17 protein-coding genes are annotated in these 22,845 nt (G+C 46.7%); 1 reads left to right on the top strand and 16 read right to left on the bottom strand.

What is annotated here, in order from left to right; all coding sequences use genetic code 11:
- Positions 1-61: 61 nt before the first annotated feature.
- From G493_RS0101050 to G493_RS0101035, 3 genes are all read right to left on the bottom strand, one after another.
- Positions 62-3,373 (bottom strand): transglutaminase family protein, encoded by a 3,312-nt coding sequence (locus tag G493_RS0101050; RefSeq protein ID WP_028578874.1) that lies wholly within the window; start codon positions 3,371-3,373, stop codon positions 62-64.
- Positions 3,374-3,744: 371 nt separating this feature from the next.
- The gene (locus G493_RS0101040; protein WP_028578872.1) at positions 3,745-4,716 is read right to left on the bottom strand and encodes an alpha-E domain-containing protein; all 972 of its coding nucleotides are present in this window, start codon (positions 4,714-4,716) and stop codon (positions 3,745-3,747) included.
- 3 nt (positions 4,717-4,719) lie between these two features.
- Positions 4,720-6,171 carry a circularly permuted type 2 ATP-grasp protein gene (locus G493_RS0101035; RefSeq protein ID WP_028578871.1) on the bottom strand — a complete coding sequence of 484 codons (1,452 nt, stop codon included), beginning with the start codon at positions 6,169-6,171 and terminating at the stop codon, positions 4,720-4,722.
- 752 nt (positions 6,172-6,923) lie between these two features.
- Between G493_RS0101035 and G493_RS27230 the strand changes: the two genes are divergently transcribed.
- The gene (locus G493_RS27230) at positions 6,924-7,424 is read left to right on the top strand and encodes an HAD family hydrolase (protein WP_035272882.1); all 501 of its coding nucleotides are present in this window, start codon (positions 6,924-6,926) and stop codon (positions 7,422-7,424) included.
- A gap of 60 nt (positions 7,425-7,484) precedes the next feature.
- Here the strand turns inward: G493_RS27230 and G493_RS0101015 are convergent, their stop codons facing one another.
- The 13 genes from G493_RS0101015 to gpmI all read right to left on the bottom strand — a co-directional run bounded on the left by G493_RS0101015 (position 7,485) and on the right by gpmI (position 22,813).
- The gene (locus G493_RS0101015; RefSeq protein ID WP_028578869.1) at positions 7,485-8,144 is read right to left on the bottom strand and encodes a hypothetical protein; all 660 of its coding nucleotides are present in this window, start codon (positions 8,142-8,144) and stop codon (positions 7,485-7,487) included.
- Between the two features lie 211 nt (positions 8,145-8,355).
- Positions 8,356-9,180 carry a phosphate ABC transporter ATP-binding protein PstB gene (gene pstB, locus G493_RS0101005; protein WP_035273106.1) on the bottom strand — a complete coding sequence of 275 codons (825 nt, stop codon included), beginning with the start codon at positions 9,178-9,180 and terminating at the stop codon, positions 8,356-8,358.
- A gap of 27 nt (positions 9,181-9,207) precedes the next feature.
- Positions 9,208-10,089: a phosphate ABC transporter permease PstA gene (gene pstA, locus G493_RS0101000; RefSeq protein ID WP_028578866.1), complete on the bottom strand. Its 882-nt coding sequence runs from the start codon at positions 10,087-10,089 to the stop codon at positions 9,208-9,210.
- Complete coding sequence (pstC, locus tag G493_RS0100995; protein ID WP_028578865.1) at positions 10,086-11,057, bottom strand: phosphate ABC transporter permease subunit PstC; 972 nt, start codon at positions 11,055-11,057, stop codon at positions 10,086-10,088. Before pstC ends, pstA begins: the two co-directional genes overlap by 4 nt.
- A 72-nt stretch (positions 11,058-11,129) precedes the next feature.
- Positions 11,130-12,152: a phosphate ABC transporter substrate-binding protein PstS gene (pstS, locus tag G493_RS0100990; RefSeq protein WP_028578864.1), complete on the bottom strand. Its 1,023-nt coding sequence runs from the start codon at positions 12,150-12,152 to the stop codon at positions 11,130-11,132.
- A 165-nt stretch (positions 12,153-12,317) separates the two neighbouring features.
- Positions 12,318-12,722 carry a PilZ domain-containing protein gene (locus G493_RS0100985; RefSeq protein WP_028578863.1) on the bottom strand — a complete coding sequence of 135 codons (405 nt, stop codon included), beginning with the start codon at positions 12,720-12,722 and terminating at the stop codon, positions 12,318-12,320.
- A 59-nt stretch (positions 12,723-12,781) separates the two neighbouring features.
- Positions 12,782-13,051 carry a hypothetical protein gene (locus tag G493_RS0100980; protein WP_028578862.1) on the bottom strand — a complete coding sequence of 90 codons (270 nt, stop codon included), beginning with the start codon at positions 13,049-13,051 and terminating at the stop codon, positions 12,782-12,784.
- 78 nt (positions 13,052-13,129) lie between these two features.
- Positions 13,130-15,415, bottom strand: coding sequence for a serine protein kinase PrkA (locus G493_RS0100975; protein ID WP_028578861.1), 2,286 nt, complete (start codon positions 15,413-15,415; stop codon positions 13,130-13,132).
- 18 nt (positions 15,416-15,433) lie between these two features.
- The gene (locus G493_RS0100970; protein ID WP_028578860.1) at positions 15,434-17,065 is read right to left on the bottom strand and encodes a SpoVR family protein; all 1,632 of its coding nucleotides are present in this window, start codon (positions 17,063-17,065) and stop codon (positions 15,434-15,436) included.
- Positions 17,066-17,187: 122 nt separating this feature from the next.
- Positions 17,188-18,588, bottom strand: coding sequence for a DUF444 family protein (locus G493_RS0100965; RefSeq protein WP_028578859.1), 1,401 nt, complete (start codon positions 18,586-18,588; stop codon positions 17,188-17,190).
- A gap of 193 nt (positions 18,589-18,781) precedes the next feature.
- On the bottom strand, positions 18,782-20,842 hold the full coding sequence (locus G493_RS0100955) for a serine protein kinase (RefSeq protein WP_028578858.1): 2,061 nt from the start codon (positions 20,840-20,842) through the stop codon (positions 18,782-18,784).
- Positions 20,843-21,038: 196 nt separating this feature from the next.
- Positions 21,039-21,188, bottom strand: coding sequence for a hypothetical protein (locus G493_RS33285; protein WP_153306401.1), 150 nt, complete (start codon positions 21,186-21,188; stop codon positions 21,039-21,041).
- Complete coding sequence (gene gpmI / locus G493_RS0100945) at positions 21,185-22,813, bottom strand: 2,3-bisphosphoglycerate-independent phosphoglycerate mutase (RefSeq protein WP_051308911.1); 1,629 nt, start codon at positions 22,811-22,813, stop codon at positions 21,185-21,187. Before gpmI ends, G493_RS33285 begins: the two co-directional genes overlap by 4 nt.
- Positions 22,814-22,845: the final 32 nt, after the last annotated feature.

The following is a 22,845-nucleotide window of genomic DNA, read 5'->3' as shown; positions in this document are numbered from 1 at the left end:
AGACGTACACCCGGAAACCGTTGCAGGCAGACACCTCTATCGTGGTCCATGTTACCTCTGATCAGGTACGTAGATCAAGAGTATATGGAAAGAAGGGATTGTTTTCCGCAGGGGGAATGCTGCTCAGACGCCCAGTGGTATGCCCATGGGGAATAAACCTGGCATGCCTTCTTCCCTCTGCTTCATTACTGTTTACAGGAAAAACATCATAATTACGACCTCCAGGATGGCCTACATGATAGGTACACCCTCCAACCGCTCTGTTATTCCATGTATCAATGAGGTCGATAACCAGCGGCGCGTGTACGCCAATGGTCGGGTGCAGGCAGGCTGGTGGCTGCCATGCTCGATAACGAATCCCCCCCACGTAAACATCATTTTGCCGTGTCGGATGAAGGGGTATTCGTCGGCCGTTACAGGCTACTATATACCTTTCATTCCTGGCACCTGACATTGTTACCTGTAATCGTTCCAGGGATGAATCAACGTACCTGGCCGTCCCTCCTCCGCCCGGTTCCTCACCAAGCACATGCCATGGTTCAAGGGCTGTTCGAATTTCAATTTCGATTCCCTCAAATATGACTTTGCCGCAGATGGGAAAACGAAATTCAAAGTGGGGATGAAAAAATTCCATATCCACGGGATAACCTGCCTGTTTGAAGCTCTCCAGGGTATCTGCAAAATCATCATGGATCACCTGGGGCAGCATGAAACGATCATGCAGTTGTGTTCCCCAATGAACCAGTCGCTGCCGATATGGTACTCTCCAGAACCAACTCAAACAAATACGTATGAGCAGCTGCTGAGCCAGACTCATCCGGGCATGGGGTGGCATTTCAAAACCCCGCATTTCCACCAGCCCCAGCCTGCCGGTGCTGCTGTCCGGCGAATAAAGCTTATCGATGCAAAATTCAGCGCGATGGGTATTGCCTGTCACATCGACCAGCAGGTTACGGTAGAGACGATCCACAAGCCAGGGTGGGCAATACCTGGAGTTGTCGGTTTGCCGGTCCTGCTCTGCAAAAGCTATTTCCAATTCATACAAGCTGTCATGGCGGGCTTCATCAATACGGGGCTGTTGACTGGTAGGCCCGATAAAGAGACCGGAAAAGAGGTATGACAGCGAGGGATGATTATTCCAGAAGGTTATCAGACTGCGTAACAGGTCCGGCCGCCTGAGAAAAGGGCTGTCTGGAGGTGTCGCTCCCCCTAAAACGATATGGTTGCCACCGCCTGTACCGGTCTGGCGTCCATCCAGTAAAAATTTCTCTGTGCCAAGGCGTGTATTCCTCGCCAGGTTATAGAGCGTCGTTGTTCCCTCAATCAGTTCCCGCCAACTCTCCATGGGGTGAATATTGACCTCAATAACACCTGGATCAGGGGTGACTTTCAAAGCTGCAAGACGTGGATCCACAGGAGGATGATAGCCTTCTATAATTACTTCCAGCCCTGTCTCAGAGGCAGTATGTTCGATGGCGCTCAATAACTCAAGGTAGCCTTCCAGCACCTCTATTGGCGGAATAAAAACATACAGTTTACCTTCTCTTGGCTGCACGCATAGCGCGGTACGCACTTGCCAGGCATTCTCTTCTCCCTTCACGGGGTGCAGCTCTTTTACCGGATCTGGTTGGGGTTGAATATACTCTGCAGCGACGTGTTCAGCGTTGTGCCTGATGCTTTGATCCATCTGCTGGCGTGAGGGTAATGGCTCAAAAACAGACATGGGGTCCACAGGAAAACGCGCAGGAAGATCCTGGGGAGAGACCCATGGCAGGGATTCAATGGGGAGTCGCAGACCTGCCGGAGAATCGCCTGGGATCAGAAACATATGTTCTCGCCGCAGAGGCCAGGGACCACTTTTCCACGATCCGTATTGCAGGGGCAGCAGATATCCGACAACGGCTCCAATCCCCTTCTCAAAAATACGAATCATCCGTGCTCGTTCTTCCGGATCCTCCAGTTTGGGATCCCTGGGGTCAACGTTGACAGGGAGCTGCTGTTCTTTCAGCATGTTTTCCACAGGGTCTTCATACAAGGCGCGGATATACTTTGTATTGACCCCAAGATGCTCTGTTAAGGCTGTAATGAATGTATGCGCCTGTTCAGCTCCATATCCGTAATCCGTGCTTACCTCGGCAAGCCATCGTACATCACGCCAGATGGGCTCTCCGTCTTTACGCCAGTAGCATTCAAGGGACCATCTGGGCAAAGGCTCACCTGGATACCATTTCCCCTGGCCATAATGGAGAAAACCTCCAGGAGCCCACTGGGCACGCAACTTTCGCATAAGCCGGTCTGCCAGGGTTTTCTTTTCCGCTCCCAGAGCTTCGGTATTCCACTGCGCACTTTCCATATCATCAATGGAGACAAAGGTGGGCTCGCCTCCCATGGTCAGACGGACATCCTGACCTTGTAACTCCAGGTCGACAGAATCGCCTAGAGTCACAATTTTCTGCCAGACTTCCTCCGGATACGGTTTGGTTGATCGCGGTGCTTCATGGATTCGTTGCACAGACATCACATGATTAAAATCAACTTCACACTCATCCAGTGTGCCTGTTATGGGTGCCGCGCTTTGTGGTTTTGGTGAACAGGCCAGAGGAATATGCCCTTCACCTGCAAACAGCCCTGAAGTCGGATCCATGCCGATCCATCCGGCACCGGGAATGTACACTTCGGTCCAGGCATGGAGATCTGTAAAATCTTCTTCTGCTCCAGAGGGACCATCCAGTGATTTCATATCCTGCTTTAACTGAACCAGATACCCGGATACAAACCTTGCAGCCAATCCCAGATGCCGTAGAATATTTACCAACAGCCAGGCAGAATCACGACATGACCCGCTCCGCAATTCCAATGTTTGCCTGCATGTCTGCACATTGGGCTCCATGCGAATCAGATAACTGATATCCTTATTCAACCTTCTGTTTAAAGCAACCAGAAAGTCAATGGTCTGGGTAGGGCGAAGATCAATCTCTGCTATATACCGGGCAAATGCTTTCCCCTGCTCCTCTTTTTCCAGGTAAGGGGCCAGTTCCACAGCCAGTTCTTTCTTATAGGAAAAAGGATACTTCTCTGCATGGGGTTCCAGGAAGTAATCAAAGGGATTGATCACTATCATGTCTGCAACCAGATCGACTTCGACGTGAAATTCCCTGGTTTTTTCCGGTATCACCAGGCGGGCCAGATAATTGCTGAAAGGGTCCTGCTGCCAGTTGAGAAAATGCTCAGCAGGGGTTACCTTCATGGCATAACTCAAAATCGGTGTTCGGCAATGGGGTGCAGGTCGAAGCCGGATCACCTGAGGCCCGAGAGAAATGTGCCTGTCATACAGATAGGAAGTTTTATGATGAAGAGCTATATGGATTCCCATGGGGTTCCTGGAAGGTAGAAATCATTGCATCCCAAAGGGTAGCAAAAAAATATGGGTAAAGATTCAAAGTATGGCACATGTCAGCACGCCTAACCCGCATTTCTCATGACTTTTTTGAATAGCTGTTTAACGGTTTGAATTCATAGTATTTGCCAGACGCGCCTGCAAAACAGTCTGTTTTTCTGGCAAATTCAAAAAATCCACCCTGGCGGGCGAGCAAAACTTTCAGCATCTGCTTTGTTACCGGGCAGTTGCAGTAGTGCACTGCGGCTACATGTCCGGTGCCTCGCATTTACTGCAAAACATATTCGTGAGAAATGCGGACTAAAGACACTATAGCGATACGAATCAATACCCACAAAGCCTATTATTCACTGCTGCCTGGACTCAGAAAAAGCGTGATGTTGAATATTAAAAAATGAAGTTCCGATGTTTAAATCAATATTGTTCAGCTTGACCTGCAGCCCATCAAGAAATTCATGCAAACCAAGCTCAAGAACCTCGTCTATATCCATGTAGTCCAGGTCAGCTCTCAGTCTTCCCAGAAGTTTGCCCACGGGATGAACCGGCCCTTTTGGAGATTCAAGAATATTGTACAGGCATTTCTGGGCCTGGGTAACGCAATGATGGATGGAACGTGGAAAATGTTCATCAAAAATGAGAAAATCCGCAATACCCTTTGGGGTAATGGTCTGTTTTGTCTGCCGATACATCTCAAAAGCACTTGCAGATCGCAGTACGGAAATCCATTGCACATAATCAATGGGAGCATTGACCAGCTCAACCTCTGGCAGAAGCATAAAATACTTTACATCCAGAATACGGGAAGTCTTATCAGCCCGTTCAATCATCCGGCCCATTCGGGCAAAATTCCATGCTTCTCCATGACTCATGGTGTTGTTCATAAGCCCGATGAACAAATTACTGCGCATCAAAATAACATGATAAAATTTCTGGGGATCCTGGAGGGCAAAACGGATACTGTCCTCACGCATCAAATCAAGATAAAATTGGTTGAGATGCTCCCAGAGTTCGGGTGAAATAATTTCCCGAATGGACCGGGCATTTTCCCGGGCAGCCGCCACACAACTTAAAATGGAATTGGGATATTCACGATCAAAAGTGAGAAACCACAAGACAGACGCTTCATCATAAGCCTGCCCTTTCTTTTCATACAGCTCCTGGTCTCCGGTGGTCATCACTATCGGCGACCAATGCTGTTCTGTCCCACTGTTCATATCCAGAAGCAGGTTCAGATTCACGCCTATAAATCGCGCTACATTTTCCGCCCGTTCAATGTAACGACACATCCAGTATATTGAATTTGCAACACGGCTTAACATAGCTTAGTCCTTATTCTCATCGGGAAACAATACCCATGTATCTTTACTCCCCCCACCCTGGGAAGAATTCACTACCAACGATCCTTTTTTCAAGGCAACCCTGGTCAAGCCACCAGGTTGCACGTAGATATCTTCGCCGAACAGGACATAGGGTCTCAAATCCACATGTCTGCCTTCTATGCCTTTACCGGCAATGGTTGGCACTCTTGAAAGGGATATAGTTGGCTGCGCAATATAATTCCTGGGATTGGCCACAATTTTTTTCTTAAACTCCTCCCGCTGCTGAGCTGTGGAGTGGGGCCCGACAAGCATGCCATACCCACCTGATTCATTGGCTGCTTTAACGACCAGTTCTTCGAGATGTTCCAGCACATAGGCTCTTTCCTTGTCATCCCTGCAGATATACGTCGGCACATTGGGGAGTATGGCGTCCTCCCCTGTATAATATTTTACTATTTGAGGAACATAGGCATACAATACCTTATCGTCAGCTATACCTGTTCCCGGTGCATTGGCGAGCGCAATGCGTCCGGATTTATACACCTCCATAATACCGGGGACACCAAGAACAGATTCAGGACGAAATGCCAGGGGATCTAAAAAATCATCGTCCAGACGACGATACAAGACATCCACCTTGCGCAATCCCTTGGTGGTCAGCATATGCACATGGCCATCGTCAACAACCAGATCCTGCCCTTCAACCAGTTCCACACCCATCTGCTGAGAGAGAAAAGAATGCTCAAAATAGGCGCTGTTATAAATTCCCGGAGTCAAAACCCCAATGGTGGGATTTTCCACTGTTTGTGGAGCCAGATATTCAAGCATCTCACGTAATTTTACGGGATACTCATCCACAGGACGAACCCTGGAAGCTGCAAAAACTGCTGGAAAAGTTCTTTTAAGCACCATTCTGTTTTCGAGTACATAAGATACCCCGGATGGACAGCGCAGATTGTCTTCAAGGACATAAAACCTGCCGTCACGATCCCGAATCAAATCGGTACCTGTGACATGACACCAAATGCCCTTTGGCGGTGTAAACCCTTCGCACTCTTTCCGGTAGGTCTGGCTGCTCAGAATCAAATCTTCAGGAACGACCTTGTCCCTGACTATCTTTTTGTCATTATAGATATCCTGAAGAAACTCATTTAAGGCGTAAATGCGTTGTTTGAGCCCAGATTCTATCTGCTGCCAGTCTTCATCAGGGATGATGCGCGGAATAAGATCAAAAGGAAATATTTTTTCCGTTCCTTCATCTTTCCCGTACACGTTAAAGGTGATACCCATTTTCAACAGCAGGGCTTCGGCTTCTTTCTGGCGTAAAAACAGATCGTCTTGGGGCAGCGAATTAATTTTTTCAACCAGCAGTTTGGCTCCATGCCGGGGAACACCGCCAGCTGTGAATAGTTCGTCATAAAACCCTTCAGGATCATATGTATTCATTGATACCATAACACATCCTTTCCCGGGAGGATCGAGCAAGCACGCAGGAGGTAATGCAAGCGAAAACTCTCAGGAGAGTTGAGGTCGCGAGACAGCCTGAACCAGGCACAAATTACAAAATCGAAACATTGCGTAGTGAAAATAACTCGTTTTTGAAAACATTTCTCGTTCTTTTTTGAGAACGATGGCCCGCATTTTCAAAAATGCACCTATCAAGACTGGTTGAAATGTAACTTGATGACTACAATAAAAAACGCAGGTGAAAAAGACGTACAGATTCGGCACGCAGAAGTGACTTTACAGCTCCGGAAGCAAGCATCTGCGCTGCAGGTTGCGTTGCTATACTGTAGTATAGTCATTTGCACTGCCATCCTACGGCTACCCCTTCTCACAGAGGATCACGAAACCAGGTTCCTTATGTAATTTTATCGATTATTTACAGGCTTGTCCAGACGAGGGTTTTGATGAAGAAGAACAACGGATGGCACGATAATCTATAAATGAAAGATCTTTCACATGGAAAACTTGGCCAATTTTCCTTGTCCAATTCATTTTTTTTGAGTATTTGTTTCGAATAGTTAGCCTTCAGATATTAACCAGATGCTATCAGACGCACCCTCCTCAGTTACCAGGCATCCAGACAGGCAGAAGAAGGCAGTAGTAGCCCGGCCTCTCCTTTCGAGAAAAGTCCGGCAAGATCCCCATGTACAGCAGCCGCCCACGCCACGGTGAGTTGAGGTGCATACCCTTAGTTAACTGCAATGCTGATTACGTTTGATCTGGACGATACCCTGATTTGCTGGCAGCCTGCCATTCCCAAAGAACACATTACCTTACCGTGGTACCTCTGGTGGTTCAAATATGAACCGTTACGCAAAGGAACCATTCATACGTTCACGACCCTGAGGGCCGAGGGGTGGAAGATCGGCATATACACCACTTCCAACAGGTCAGAGCATTATATTGAGCGACTTTTCAAAATACACGGGCTGAAGCTCGACCTCATCGTCAACCAATACCATCACGAAAAAATCATAAAAAAACATAGGATACCGGACAAACCTTCAAAGTTTCCCTGCAGCGTAGGCAGTTACCTGCATGTAGACGACTCTCTCGGTGTACAGATGGAAGGGGAAAAACACCTCTTTCGCGTACTCGTCATCGACCCTCTTGATCAGTACTGGTCAGAAAAGATCCTTGAAGAGGCAAGAAAGGTTGCAGAAATAGTGAGAAAAAACAGTTATGAGGTGGTGGCTGCCTAGGGGTTGTTAGAGAGCAGGGATATTTTACCAGATCAAGGCATTTCAGAAAAGAATAGACCTTCACAGCCTGAGCAGCAGCTCCTCCCTTGCCTGCTTCTGGAGAAACTTGGCGAATTTCTTTTTTATTTTAGGCAGCTTGTAATACATTCCCAGCAGATTTTTATTGGTCCCTTTAGCAAGGGAAGAAGGATCAAAATATCCTTTTGCATTCTCAACACTGAGAACAAACGGTGGTTTTCCCAACCGTACCAGTATATGGCTCATAAGCAGGGCGCCGGTACGATGGTTCCCCTCGCTGAAAAGCTGTGGCCAGCTTATCTGTAGGATGTAGGCACCCGCAGCCTGTTTCCATGGTGAATCTGTCTTATGCTTTTCAGCCCAGATACGAAGATCTTTGATGGAAAAATCTTCTTGCTGATAAAATCGATCTGTGGTTGCCTGAATGTGCTGGAGGTAATTCTTTCGTTGCCGGGTTCCTGTTCCACAAAGAACAATATGATTGAGTTCAAGATAGTGAACCAGGCCACTCTGTTCAAGGATGTTGACATCTTTTTTGAGCAGCATATTCACATACTCATAACCATCCAGCATGTTGAGAATAATCTCGTCGCGCAGAGATTCTCGGCGCATATTGAGATCAACGTTAATCTTGCCAAAATCTCTCTGCACTTCCCGCAGGGAGGCCTCCACCCCCTCAATATTAATCAAGTATTTACCCATTACCTACCGTAAAAACCCCTCTGTAACCACCGCAGCACACGGAGAAGCAATACATTTCATGAATAATTGTCTACTTTGCAGAGAGCTAAGATGAAAACAGACAACCAGCCAGCGTACTGACAACATGTTCCGAAAAACACAGTTGGAAGAGGTCAGGTTCATAACTCTTGGGGTGGCAGTTTTCTCTTGATTCAAGACATGATCACTCAAATCAGGAAAACTCTCCATGAAGGTATTCCTTGGTAAGTTCCTCTTGTGGATTACTAAAGAGTTCTGCAGTTGGTGCCATCTCAACCAGGTACCCGGTACGACCGCCTCTGGAAATATCCACGGCAAAAAAGGCTGTCTGATCGGCGACACGTTGTGCCTGTTGCATATTGTGAGTAACAATGGCAACGGTGAATCGCTCTTTGAGCTGCACCATCAGTTCTTCAATCTGTCTGGTGGCAATGGGATCAAGGGCCGAACAGGGTTCATCCATGAGCAACACCTGCGGTTCGGTGGCAATGGCGCGGGCAATACATAGACGTTGCTGTTGACCACCTGAAAGGGAAAGTCCATTATTTTTCAGCTTGTTTTTCACCTCATCCCACAGCGCCGCCCCACGTAATGCCTTTTCTACCTTTTCATCCATATCCCCTTTGTAGCGGTTCAACCGAAGGCCAAAGGCTACATTTTCATATATGGACATTGAAAAGGGATTGGGCTGCTGAAACACCATGCCAATGTTACGACGTACGGAAACGGGATCGACCTTTTTGTCATAAATATCCATCCCGTGAAAATGGACGTTTCCTTCAAATCGAAACCCTCGTATCAGGTCGTTCATCCGGTTAATGCTTTTTAACACAGTGCTCTTTCCACACCCGGAAGGCCCGATAAATCCAGTAATTTTATTTTTTACAATAGGTACGTGACTATCCCGGACAGCGAGAAAATCCGAATAAAATATCTGCTTTGCCTGACAGTCGAGCACCACGTCGGCAGCGTCATATTGATGTGTTTTTGTTGCTTGCTGCTGTGATTGAGCTTCCATGAGCATTTCTCACTCCAATTCCATGAATTAAATACGTTTTTTACCGCCGATGGCTCGACTTATAATGTTAAGAATGAAAACCATCAGAACAAGGATAAGAGAGGCAGCCCACGCTAACTCGATCTGGTTTTCAAACGGCATTCCAGAATAATTGTAAATCAATACTGCCAGGGAGGCAGTGGGTTCATTGACTCTGAGCCAGTAATCACTGAACAGAGCTGTAAAAAGCAACGGTGCAGTTTCGCCGGCAGCACGGGCCACAGCCAGAACAACACCGGTAATAAGGCCGGGCATGGCAACAGGCAGAATAACTTTAACCAAAGACTGGGTCTGGGTGCACCCCATGCCGAAAGCTGCATCTTTCATGGCCTGAGGAACCATTTTAATGGCCTCCTCGGCAGTCAACATAACAACAGGTATCATCAACAGGGAAAGAGCTATACCACCCGCCCATGCCGAATAGTTTCGCATGATCAACACCACAGCTGCATAGGCAAAAACACCGGCCAAAATGGAGGGCAGTCCTGTCATGGTCTTGGCGCAGAAACGGGCTATCTGGGCAACCTTGTTATATTTGCCGAGTTCAGCAAGATAGATAGCTGCAAGGATACCAAAGGGAACGCTGATCAATGCGGCAAGCCCGACCATAAACAAGGTGCCGAGAATGGCATTTCCAAATCCCCCCCCTGTCTCAAAAGCTGTTGGGGGAAGTGCATAAAACAGTTCAAAAGATAACCGCTTTCCACCCCGGTAAATGAGCATAATCAACACGGAAAACAGTGGCACGCACGCAAAAACCGCAGACAATATAGTAATGGAGCTGAGAACAATGGATTTCAGGGCACGGGGTTCAAAGGGCTGACGCTCCAATTTGGGCAAATGGAATGTTTCGTTTGATGAATTCTTCATTTTTTCCCTCCGCTGCCTGTGCGGGAAATGATAGCTGCACCGGCTATGTTCACCAACAGGGTAATCAAGAGCAGAACACAGGCTGCATACATCAAGACAGATGCCTCGAGTTCTCCTGCCTCGGGAAAGTTAAGGGCAAGCAGGGCTGCAAGTGTATTGGCTGGTGCAAAAAGAGACAAACTGATCTCGTTGGCATTACCGACCAGCATGGCCAGGGCCATGGTTTCTCCAAGAGCCCGCCCAAACCCGAGGACCAGGGCACCAAAAATACCGCCGGAAGCCGTGGGTAGCATAACCCGTAGAATAGCCTCCCAGCGGGTTGTCCCCATGCCAAAGGCAGCTTCCTTGGTTTTATGCGGGATAGCCCGAAAGGCATCCTGTGAGATAGCTGCCACAGTGGGAAGAATCATAATGGAAAGCACCAGAACGGCAGGGAACATGCCAGGTCCGCTTAAACTGGTTGAAAAGAAAGGAATCCATCCCAAATTATCATGCAAAAGATCAGCAACAGGACGTATAAGAGGGATGAGGACATAAATACCCCAGAGTCCATAGACGACACTGGGTATAGCAGCAAGGAGCTCAATGATATTTTTCAATATCATCTCAAGTTTGTGCGGCAGGAAATCCTGTGTAAGAAATATAGCAATGGTTATTCCAAAAAATCCGCCAAGAAACAGGGCAAGAAAGGAGCTGTACAGGGTACCCCATATCTCAGGTAATATTCCAAATTCATGGGCATTGACATCCCAGGTAGTTGAAGTCAGAAAGCCCAGTCCGTAGGTGCTGACAGCTGGAATAGCCTGCCTGCCGATTTTATAGACGATAAAGGCAAGCAGAAGAATTGTAGCCCAGGTAAAGGTACACGTCAGGGCACGGAAGGATTTGTCAAACAGAATATCTACAGACGAGGGTGGCCTGGAGAGAGAATGAGATTCCTCAGCCCCGGAGAGTTGTTTCATTGCCATGTTTATTACTCCATAGTGAAAGAGGCACCCCATGGACATGGGGTGCCTGACAATCCACAGTCGTGGCAGGAATTACTGGATATTGGCAGAGGCAGCGCGAACTTTCTCTACGACATTTGCAGGCAGAGGAATATATCCTGCTTTGTCTGCGATTTTCTGTCCTTCATCAAGACAGTAGATAACCATTTTACGAAGTGCTTCTGCTTTTTCAGGGCTATCATATTTTTTGTAGAACATCATCCAGGTATAGGTGGCCATAGGATAGGAATCTACACCTGCAGGATCAGGGAGCCAGACAATCATATTCTCAGGAATAACGGCATTGGCCAGGGCAGCCTGGCCACCTTCAAGACCGGGAGCTACAAAGTGTCCCTCTTTATTTTCAAGACTGGCCATCTCAAGTTTGGACATACGGGCAAAACCATACTCAATATATCCGATTGCGCCAGGGGTCTGTTTGATGGTTGCGGTAACACCGTCATTTTTAGGTGCTTTTACCATCTTTGCTTCACTTGGCCAGTTAACGGTTTTACCAGTACCAGGACCACTCTCAAAGTCAGGAGAAATAGCGCAAAGGTGTTTGGTGAATACAAAGGTTGTTCCAGAACTGTCTGCACGGGTTACAACTGTAATTTCCTCATCCGGAAGGGTTACGCCCGGGTTGGCTGCAACAATGGCAGGATCATTCCATTTTTTGATTTTGCCGAGAAAAATTCCAGGATATACGGAACGAGGTAAATTCAACCCTTTTACCCCATCCAGATTATACGCCAATACGATTTCACCTGCAGTCATGGGCAGCAGCTGTACACCTTCAGCCACTTTAGCGATTTCCTCGTCTTTCATGGCAGCGTCACTTGCTGCAAAATCAACGGTATGATTCATAAAATCACGGATACCGGCGCCGGAACCTTTAGCCTGGTAGTTGACCTGAATACCTTTATTGGCACGGGTAAACTGTTTGAACCAGGTTGTGTAAATAGGGGCAGGAAAACTGGCTCCAGAACCGGTAAGGCGAACTTCTGAGGCTGCAGCCGGGAGTACGAACAGGGCAACCGCCGCGCCGGTGGCAACAACCTGTAAAAGAGACTTCATTTTCATTGGTAACCTCCAATATGTGATTTAAAAAATTGTAGGTCACATGTAACAACTGTTTTTTAAGATATTGTTTGGTTACAGTTATTTTTATGATGAGAAAGGTGTTTTCGGAACAAAATCTGTTTCCTTTTCTCGTGTCTTTTTGAAAAGTTACACTCATTATCAGATTTTGTAATCTTCTTCATACGAAGAAACCGGGCTTTGGCTCTGCCGCAATTTTCCCAGCATATCCAGGCCTGCAACAAATTCCATGCTGTCCTGGTACAAAGGGAATACGGTAAAAACCGGCCACCACTCCAATGGACTCACAAATCGAAAAGCCACACCATCCTGATCGATACGAGCCACTGTTCCTTTCGCTGTGATCGAGAGTTTACTGCTTTTACCAAAGAGAGTGACTTCTATATCCACCATCTCCCCAAAATCCAAAAAAGGATCAACATACACGTACACACTTTCAAGTCCGATATCTCTGATCATCCCCTGGAGTTTGCCCTTTGTGGCTGAAGAAACCTTTGCCTGGGCTGAATAATCAACGCGAACCCTGTTCCTTTTTTCAGTATGCATTCCACCCCTCATTTATATAGATACACGGTGAACACCTGCAGAGGTGTCCGTCACCCTTATCATCCCCCTGCATTTGTAATGTAAAAAAGCTGAGAAACAGGAACGTTGCGAATCTTCCGCAGGCAGAGATTAAGTGCTTCCTCTTCAGATGATCCCCGCCCCACATATTGTTCTTCTGCCTCTACCATGTGATTGCAAGGTACAGCAGTAAATTTATAGACGCTTTCAGTCAATGCCTCTTGAAGTTTAATGGTCACCGGGCCTTCGCCGGTATACACTTCATACAGTGTAACCCTGTAAAGGGAATCACCTGATTGTACGTCATACATCTTGAGTTCTCCTTGCCCTGCATGCAGGGACTGTCATACGGTCTACATCTATCAGTGAAACAGAGACGGCAGGTTTCATCAACTGTCAGTAAAAATTCGTGGCAGATTATTGTCTATGACATAGGTACAGATTTCTTTTGCCCCCTGCCTGGTATACCCGTACTTCCTTTGCAGATTTTCTATCATAAACGTGATATCGCTTTGAATACGCTGATCATACGTTCGAAATTCTTCCTGGTCAAAATCCTTGACTGCCCTGCGAAAATTTCTGTTTTTCAGGAACGGATCCATAACTTTGGATTTGAGAGCATGAACGTAGCGGTCCTGGAGTTGATGAAACAGTGCGGTGTCTGTTATATTCTTTTCATCTCGAATAAGTTCCTGTGGCAGGGTAACCGTTGTATAACTTTTCTGTACGCTTGCCCTGAATTCAGCTGCGTATTCCCTGCTGACCATCAGCCGGTCTTCCAACCTGTTAAGCAACTGTTCCGAGATATCGAGCTTGTCACCTGTATATGAACAGATCTCTGTATTGCCCATCTCGAAATTGACTGCAAACATGTAGTTGATTATCTCACGGGTGATTTGTTCCTGATTATAATAATAGAGGGATTCTTTGACTTCCTGGAGTACGACATAGTTGTACATTCGTAACAGGGAATCGAGAAAGCCTTTAGGCAAAATGTCTGGATCCTGTTTGCAATATTTTCTGAAAAAAACGCCAAGCATGGACATGTCGATCAACTTGCCTTCACGCCCGTAGGTGGAAAAAAATTCACTAAACATCTTGATCGAATCACGCCCGGACAACCCCTGCCAGCCGTCTTTTTCCGATTCCAGGATAATCTTTCGCCTGATTTTCGCCGTAAAATTATCCACATCTTTTTCTTCGAGCCAGGGCGGAATATACCCAGTGAAAATCTCCATCTTAAGCAGAAGCAGATCCTTATCACAGTACAACTCATACATTTCAGGATCCTTTATCCATTCAAACATGGCAATGGAGCGTTGACGAAGCCTGGTTGCAATGATAACCCTTGCAAAATTATGCAGTACCCTTGGCAAAAAGCTCTCGTCGATATGTTTGCCGAAAATATCCCGGTAAATATCAACTTCGGTTTTAAGATCCAATACATAGGGTATATTTATATATTCAATACGATCACTGAATGCCTGCAGGTTTGTGAGGATCTTTTTATCTTCCGGATTCATGGTTGCAAACAGCAGAGAATTAACCCCTTCTTCGATAAGTTCAACCTTATGAATGCCATCACTGATAATGTTGTGCAATTCCATCAAACGATCGGTGTTATGGGACTTGATATCCATCAGGGCATGAATACCATTATTGGTTTTTGCATAACGGGAGTAAATATGGTTGACCGGCCGCGTACCCGAAAAAATAGCATTAAGGCTTCGCTGGATATGCTCGTTACGGATTACCGGCTCCCTTGGAGGCCTGTCACCCGGGTTAAACACGGAAACTCCCTCGCCCAGACGACGGTTGAAGACATAAGGCCGTGCAAAGATGTGTTCCATAACCTTGAGGGGGTCCCGATACTGTCGTAGCAGTCCCTCATAAATTGAGGTGCAGATGGTGCATGGCTCGTCTCTGAAAACCCACTGATACATTTTCTCTGAATGCAAACGCCATTTGAGTTTTTCATCTGTGAACAGATCATCGAGAAAAGCCCTGCGTACGTCCTTGGGAATAAGCAACAACGGATTATCATGACTGGGACAGGGGACATGGAAAAAGCGCTCTTTTTCCTTATCCTCAGCAGGCAGAAAGTTTCCTGATTCAAAATGCTGCATTTCATCAGGGGAAAGCAGTCCCTTCAATTTTTCAGCCAGGTGAGGCGGCAGAGATGTTTGATTGCTGAAGGTGTCAGGACAGGGAAGACGCCAGACCACCTCTAATCTTGCGCCTTCAGGGGTGTTGGCGTATTCCTCGAATTTTCGCAGCAGATTACTTAAAAACGTGGATTTGCCACTGCCGTGGGGTCCATCAAAAATATATATTTTTCGTTGTTGAGCTCCGACCGACAGGGCCTCCACATGGCGCATAAGACGGTTGGCAAACAGCCTGTCAGCAAAAAAAGGACGGTCTGAATCCTCAACAAAGAGCTTATAGCAATCATAATTGAGATAGTTGATGGATTCAGGATCACCTGGATATTCATCCACCCCTTCTTTCACATAGGCTTTTATCATATCTGCATACACCTGATAGACATCACGTATCAGGCGGTCCGGATATGTCAGCAGTTCCTGTAGAAATTCTGTGAACGAAATCAGCGGCCGCTGCTGCCAGCTGCTTTCATGTTTATGGAGGTTGCTCATTGCCTGCTGTACACGATGCATGGTATGTTTTTCCATGTTTTACCAGACCTTGAGTACTTCGTTGACAGGTTTACGGCTGAGCCGTTTTTTATTCATTGTGTATAAGATACGCTGCCAGACAAGTTTTGTTTCATCTGAACCTGCCATGGCATCTCCATCTTCCTCGGAAGGTTCCGAAGTAAAAAGTTCCACCGAGCCTCCCCAGAGATATTCGATGCCCATCATGGTGGGCCCAATAAAATCCCGAACCAACTGCCTGCCTTCAAACAGGTGATCCAGCATCAACGTATTATTGTCACCCGTGGAAATCCTTATGAACGGTGGATGATACAGGGAACCCAAAACCATGTTTTTATAATCAGCCACTTTGCGGCTTTTGACATAATATTGCCAGGTCATGCGTTCCTTATTAAGCCTTTTTCCTGCAACAAACAGTTTATGCAAATCCATGAATTCCTGATCCAGAAAACTGCTTACAAACATGGAATCCGCATAGTTTTCACGGATGTGAAAAATAAACGCCCTGCCAGCACCGCTCTCCATGTCATACTGTTTGCGTTTTTCGCGGTCCCTCAGGCGATCATAATCAAAAAGCAGCCTGCCTTTATCAGCTTTATCCTCCAGGTAATAAAACAATCGCATGCCTAAAGCGTACGGGTTGAGTCCGACTCTCGGCATCGAGGTTACCTTGGCATTAACACGGGAGTAATCCACTTCATGGCCGCTGATGCGATCGTCACGCAGAAACAGTGTCTCGTGCCAGTAACTCGCCCATCCTTCATTAAGAATTTTGGTTCGAATCTGAGGCTGAAAATACAGTCCCGTGGAGCGAATTACCTCCATGACAGAAAGCATCCATTGATTTTCCCTTTTTTTGAGAAACTCCGAATGCTCCATCAGAAATTGAAGCAGATCGATATTCGTCCTGGTTTTCTGTTTTTTCTGCTCCTGTTCGTAGAGCGTTTCAAATTCTGGATGTTTGAGCTTAATGGCATTGATGAACTGTTCCTGGGCAGTATCCGGCACCCTATGCACCAGGTCGTTATATCGTTCGATCTCCTTGATATATTTGGTCGTTCCACCTTTATCTTTTTGTAGAAACACATCAAAATAAAAATCCAACAGAGACTGCTTGCCCCCCTGCCTCGTCTGATTGAGATTTTCCAGGGTGTCGAAATAGCCGACCAGATTATCTATGGCCAGGGAAAACTCGATCACGTAATCAACCCAGCGCCCCTTTTCTGAACGTAATTTAGCAATGAGCCGCTTGTCGGACAGGGCTTTGCTGGTGAAGTCATAGTCCCAGGTATGACGAAAAAAGATATTATTCTGAAAAAAATCTATGTGACCTATCACGTGATAAAAAATCATCACGTTAAGCCAGTCAGGATTATTATCATTGTAATAGGAGATCGGTGGCCTGGTGTTGATCACTGTCTCGTAAGGGTTGCTGGGATACAGTTCATAGCGCCCTTTTTCTTTGAGCACTTCCACATCCTGCACCCAGTAATCGTACAACGTCGGAATCATCACCTTGGGAGTGAGTTCCACAAGATCCCTATTAGTAACAATATATTCAAGACTCTCATCCTGGAAGCTCAAACCTGCTGCCCGGGCCCGCTCCTTGCAGCCTTCCATGATTTTTTTTGCATGCTGACTGATGAGTTCCATGGTTACCTACAGTGTTTTCTTGTGGGGTTGATGTTAGTTCAAGCCTGTCCATCAATGGCCTTTTCGAGGTCACGTTCCTCGCTTACCGGTCCGATGCCTGTATTGTATTCAAGAAACGCAGGTTAAGAGATCAACGCTCGTATTCCCTCTATTAACCGTCCTTCATTGCTATCACGTTTCAGGACATCAAGACGTAGAAGATCGCCTTTTTCTTCAAGGAGTCCTGATTTCCGCAGATAGGTTTCCACCTCGCTCCTGCCTGTTGTTGAGTAGTTATTTTCGGCAATGGTAATGCCCACACGGCTGGCATAGGATAACATTTTACGCAACTCGGGAAGAGCCTTTTCTCCTTTCGTATCCCAGTCATCTCCGTCTGTACCGTGGAAAATATAGATATTGTAATCGCGTTCGAGCTGCTCCTTCTCAACTATCTCATTAACCAGGGCATACGCTGAAGAAACCTGGGTCCCTCCGGCTACCTGGAGATTATAATAGGTATAAAAATCCTCCACTTCCTTGGCTTCCAGATCGTGCAGGATAAAACGGGTTTCCACCTGATTTTCATACTGATAAATCAACCACGAATACAACAGCACGTGCTGATTGACCACCAGCTCCGTAGGGCTCCCCCCCATGGAACCGGAATAATCACGAACAAAAAAGACCACCGCCTGTGATTCAAAATCTTTTTCCTTGGAAAGGATACGATAGACCCTGTCCCGCGGTGAGATAAGAAGGTTTTCCGCATCAATGGGCTTTTCAGGGGTAATCCGTTTCAAACTTATATTGGTCTGGATAAGCCTGCGCATCGTGGCTTTTTTATCCAGAACCTGCCCAAACCCCCTGTTTTTATCTGTCAGGTCATACACATACCGTGTCAGGGATCGTTTTTTACCCTTTTCCTTCAAATTAGGCAGCCGAAACTGCTCAGTAAGTACACGGCCCAGCTCATAGGCATTTGATTCTATCTCATGATTACCACCTTCGCCCTGGCCTGCCCCACCGGCCCCTCCCTGCTGCTCATGGACCGGCTGTTCCCCAATTACTTCTCCTTCTTCACCATCACCAGCCCCGCCTTCACCATCCTGATCCCCTTCACCCTCACCACTTCCTTCACCTTCCTGCTGCTGGCGAATGTTGTCATGGATAAATTTTTCTTCAACGGTGGTAGGGACCACAACAATTTTATTATCCCCGTCATTTCCAGGCTTAACAATCTTGCCGATACGGATTTTACGTGGAAACCCATCTTTTTCTCGCAGGGCATCTCGTTCAAGCAAATACTCAAGGGAATGAACAGAGGCAAAAGCAAGGGAGCCTCCCTCGTTGTCACCTTGAAGATGCAGCAGATCAGTGTACTCATAGAGAGATCTGGCAGGTTTATGGGAGGGCAAAAAAGCATGGGATTGCCGCCCTGCAGCCTCCTGCTCAGCCAGTCTGATTTCACACTGAATTTTACTCTCCTGCTCTGCAGTCAGGCCTTTTTCCCGCGCATCAGCGTAGAGTTGAAGCATTTTTTTCATGGGATAATCCTTTTTTTGCCGTCGTGTACCTACTGCCAGGAGGCTGTCAGAAAATGTCCTTTTTCTCCAGATCGGGTTAATTCCAGAAAAAGAATACCTGCAATATACAGTATATGGCTGTGGTTATTTCTTGGAAATGCCTTGATCTGAGAAAAACGCCTACTCTCATATTGCCTCCCAGGCGGCATCTACGTTATCCTTCATCAACCTGAGTGCAGAAATACTCAATGGTTTTCTGGGCGCAGGTGGTGCAATAGCCCAGTTTATTCAACATGGTATCCACCATGCGATCATACAGTTTCTGGTTCTCTTCATTGGTCCTGTTAGCCAACGCACCGATAAGACTTCCTGCCCCTGCAATGTCGGACTTGAGCCGCACATCAGTGACAGCCTTAACCAACTCCAGGTTATCCATAAAATCGTAGTCCGGATTGACAGAGATCTTCTGCCCATAGATACGACGGATGGAGGTTCTGAACGAATCCTTTTGTTCACGGGTCTTGAGCCCCAGGTAATCCTCCACTGAGTCAATATAACGTTCATCAATTTTCAAAGCCTGCAACTCTCCGGTCTGGGGATTTTTATACTTCCACATCTTATCCACACCCAGATTTTCTGCATCAATACCAATGATCATGTTCACGTAATTGAGAACATCCTTGCGCACAGCCAAAGGTTCATCCATGTAGGCATTAAACATTTCAGTCATTATCCGCTCACGGTACAACCCTTTAGCAATTTTCAAGTCATCAAGAAACTTGGAACGATCATTGGCATCAGCCACATAATCAAGAATGATACGATCAAGGGCAAGAAAGATATCATAGGCAAACATGCAACGGCCTTCATTGGTTTCCGAACTTTCAAGTAACAACTGCATGGAACGCCCGAGATTACGCTGTCCCAATCCTTTCTGCCCAAATCGCTTGGTGATATCATGCTCCTGATTGAGCAAATCAATGACCTCTGACAGCGTTTTGATGCTCTTTTCACCTGCTACTTCTCCGGCAGCAAGTTTCATGGTTTCCACAGGAGTCAATTTTTCAGATCTTGGCAACCTGGTAAGGGCCACTGCAACAGAGGCTGCATAATTCAGGTTGGGATCCTGATGCATACTTTCCCCGGTCAGGGTGGTTTTGGCTTCGTTGCCTATGGCGTAATCGGTCAATTCACGCTGCAGGAGATAATCAGTATTATGGGAAACATAACAGATACGGCACCGGTCGATGATCGGCGCCTCCTCTTTTTCAGAGAGAAAACGATTGAATTCAGAATTGTTGCTGGTAGCAATGATCAGGGTATCTATGGGCCAGCGATAGCCATCTATTTCAATGGTCCGATTCTGGATGACTCCCAGGTATACCTGGACCAAATCTTTTTTATTTTTAAACATTTCATCACTGAAATGAATGCCTCCTCCGGCAACCCTGGCAAGGGCTCCGCGTCTGAGATCGAAACGGTACGGATTATTGGTATCTGTGATGTGTAACAAGCGTTGAATGGACTCTTCACCCAACAGGTCAACTGCTGAGGATGTAATTTTATCCTTGGCTGGATATTTGCCTGTCACAGTTCCCAGACTTTCCACCAGGGGAACCGGAACAACCTCCACAAAGTTCAGGGCTTCGTCCAGATCTCCGCCGGTATAGTTGAGGATATCATTGAATATATATGCGGAGCAGGCTCCCAGGGGCCTGAAATTTTCAAACCACAACTCCAACTGTTCGTCATTGGCCCTGAATTTTCTCGTCAGATACTCCTCGGTCTCTTTTCTGGTCTCCATGAGATTCATGGCCAAGACCAGGGGATCTTCATAGGTCTGTGATTCAACCGAAGAAATACCTCCGTAACCTCCTACTTTGTCCAGATTATTAAACCGAAACGTATATCTCCTGTTTTTGGGATTGGTAAGAAATTCCCGATACAGACGGCAGAGATATTCAACCAGAAAGGTTTTTCCGTTGCCCGGTTCTCCCACCAGAACATAGGCCATTTCCTTGGAGGAACCACCCTGACTGGCATCTTTGACAAAGGAAACGAAAGAATTGATTTCATCATACATTCCCACAATATGTTTTTTATCTTTGCGAAATATAGTGAAATCAAAGGTGGACTTTCCATTGACCAGAACCTTGTCAATGGGACTTTCAAGAATCATGCGACTGACTGCCTGAAAGGCGTTTTCAAAAACGCGTTCACCTTTTTTTACTGCAGAAATATGGCTAGCCAGAGAAGACGGTGACCGGGTTGCCATTTCGAACCCTCCTGAGGCGGCTGTTGTTGGAAATCGTCTATCCGGAAACAGCTCAAAGTTCAAGGGGACGAATGCAGCATTCATATAGCCTTATTCCCGGATAAACACAGAAAAAACAGAATTGTTTCTGTTTGTATTATGGCCTTAAAAAGCTTTAACGCCAAGGAATTAATTTAAAAATTTTATCCGTCCAGCGCTACCCCTCGCCAATGCTTGGCAGATGCTGTAGAACAAGACCCAGATGGCAGGAAGGGTTATACGCTGCCCCTAAGACGGACAGCGCATTTCCCCAGATAGTCATAAATACTACAGGCAGGTGAAACTCAACATGTTCAAGAAAACTCATTCCTCCATGCAAAGCAGGGAAGGCTCGTACATGGAGGGTGCAGCAAATCCAAGAAGATTACATATGGTTGCTGCAACATTGGCTAATCCTGGATTTTTCACATCAGCCAGGGCAAAGCGGTTGGCCCCGCTATAATCAAGCACCACAAACGGTACTGGATTTTTTGTATGGGCTACCATGGGGGCTCTGACACCATTTTTTTCAGTCCACATACAATCAGCATTGCCGTGGTCAGCGGTAACAACAGCAACTCCACCGGCCTTCTCTATGGCTTTCAATAATCTCCCGAGATTCAGATCAACGGTTTCCACTGCAATACGCACAGCACCTTCCACACCAGTGTGCCCCACCATGTCACCGTTGGGATAATTGAGACGGATAAATTTGTACTGCCTGCTCTCAATGGCTGCAATCACAGCAGTGGTAATTTCTTCAGCCTTCATCCAGGGCCGCAAATCAAAAGTGGTACGATCAGATTCTATCTCTACGTATTTTTCCAGTTTTTCATTTACATACCCTGACCGATTTCCATTCCAGAAATAGGTAACGTGTCCGTACTTCTGCGTCTCTGAAGTTGCATAGGCAGTGATGCCGTTATCGCACAGATACTCACTTAAGGTGTTTTCAAAGGCAGGAGGAGCAATCAGAAAATTCCTAGGGATCATGGCATCGCCGTCATACTGCATCATACCTGCATAAAAAACCTCAGGGTGCCTCTTGCGATCAAACTCTGAAAACTGCTTTTCATCAAAGGTCCTGGACAACTCGATAGCGCGATCACCTCGAAAATTAAAGAAAATAACCGCATCTCCGTCCTCAATCGTGCCCACGGGTTTACCGTTTTCAGCTATGACGAAGCTCGCCATATACTGATCCGCCATGGTAGGATCTTCATCATAATAGGTCTGTATGGCTTCAACTGCTGAATTAAACTGTCTGGCTTCTCCAAGTACATGAGCCTTCCAGCCGTTTTCCACTACACTCCAGTCTGCATTATACCTGTCCATGGTGGTAACCATACGCCCCCCGCCGGAAGCCATGCGGTAATCACCACCTTTCTGGGACAACTCCGCCAATTTTTCTTCCAGGGGGCGAAAATACTCCAATGCGCTTTTTGCTCCCACATCACGGCCGTCAAGAAGCCCATGCACACGAACCCTTGGGATTCCCTGCTTTGCAGCCTGCTCCAGCAGAATGTATAAATGTGTTATGTGGCTGTGCACGTTACCGTCAGAAACCATGCCGATAAAATGCAGAGTTCCTCCATTTTCCGTCATTTCCACAGCTTTCCGCCAACTTTCACCAGTAAAGACAGTCCCTGATTCAAGGGCTTCATTTACCAGTTTGGCACCCTGGGAAAAAATCTGCCCTGCTCCCAGGGCATTATGACCGACCTCGGAATTTCCCATGTCATCATCAGAAGGCAGGCCTACGGCAACGCCATGTGCTTTAAGCCTGGTGCTGAGGGGGGTTGCGCGGATTGCATCCAACACCGGCGTGTAGGAAACAGCAACACCATCACTGGCGTCTTCAGGTCCCAGCCCCATGCCATCCATGATAATCGTCACAACGGGTCCGGGAAACGCGGTATATCCATTCATTTGTTCAAGAGGGTATGCAGTCATAATACTATCTCATATCGGTATTGAAGTATTGG

The sequence above is a fragment of the Desulfogranum japonicum DSM 18378 genome, from assembly GCF_000429945.1.
Lineage (GTDB): Bacteria > Desulfobacterota > Desulfobulbia > Desulfobulbales > Desulfobulbaceae > Desulfogranum > Desulfogranum japonicum.
The sequence above is the reverse complement of the archived record's forward strand: the minus strand, read 5'-3'. Positions and strand labels throughout refer to the sequence as shown.

Coding starts and splice junctions, on each gene's coding strand:
- G493_RS0101050 (WP_028578874.1), bottom strand. CDS start 3,373: ATGGGAATCCATATAGCTCTTCATCATAAAACTTCCTATCTGTATGAC.
- G493_RS0101040 (WP_028578872.1), bottom strand. CDS start 4,716: ATGTTAAGCCGTGTTGCAAATTCAATATACTGGATGTGTCGTTACATT.
- G493_RS0101035 (WP_028578871.1), bottom strand. CDS start 6,171: ATGGTATCAATGAATACATATGATCCTGAAGGGTTTTATGACGAACTA.
- G493_RS27230 (WP_035272882.1), top strand. CDS start 6,924: ATGCTGATTACGTTTGATCTGGACGATACCCTGATTTGCTGGCAGCCT.
- G493_RS0101015 (WP_028578869.1), bottom strand. CDS start 8,144: ATGGGTAAATACTTGATTAATATTGAGGGGGTGGAGGCCTCCCTGCGG.
- pstB (WP_035273106.1), bottom strand. CDS start 9,180: ATGGAAGCTCAATCACAGCAGCAAGCAACAAAAACACATCAATATGAC.
- pstA (WP_028578866.1), bottom strand. CDS start 10,089: ATGAAGAATTCATCAAACGAAACATTCCATTTGCCCAAATTGGAGCGT.
- pstC (WP_028578865.1), bottom strand. CDS start 11,057: ATGGCAATGAAACAACTCTCCGGGGCTGAGGAATCTCATTCTCTCTCC.
- pstS (WP_028578864.1), bottom strand. CDS start 12,152: ATGAAGTCTCTTTTACAGGTTGTTGCCACCGGCGCGGCGGTTGCCCTG.
- G493_RS0100985 (WP_028578863.1), bottom strand. CDS start 12,722: ATGCATACTGAAAAAAGGAACAGGGTTCGCGTTGATTATTCAGCCCAG.
- G493_RS0100980 (WP_028578862.1), bottom strand. CDS start 13,051: ATGTATGACGTACAATCAGGTGATTCCCTTTACAGGGTTACACTGTAT.
- G493_RS0100975 (WP_028578861.1), bottom strand. CDS start 15,415: ATGCATCGTGTACAGCAGGCAATGAGCAACCTCCATAAACATGAAAGC.
- G493_RS0100970 (WP_028578860.1), bottom strand. CDS start 17,065: ATGGAACTCATCAGTCAGCATGCAAAAAAAATCATGGAAGGCTGCAAG.
- G493_RS0100965 (WP_028578859.1), bottom strand. CDS start 18,588: ATGAAAAAAATGCTTCAACTCTACGCTGATGCGCGGGAAAAAGGCCTG.
- G493_RS0100955 (WP_028578858.1), bottom strand. CDS start 20,842: ATGGCAACCCGGTCACCGTCTTCTCTGGCTAGCCATATTTCTGCAGTA.
- G493_RS33285 (WP_153306401.1), bottom strand. CDS start 21,188: ATGAGTTTTCTTGAACATGTTGAGTTTCACCTGCCTGTAGTATTTATG.
- gpmI (WP_051308911.1), bottom strand. CDS start 22,813: ATGACTGCATACCCTCTTGAACAAATGAATGGATATACCGCGTTTCCC.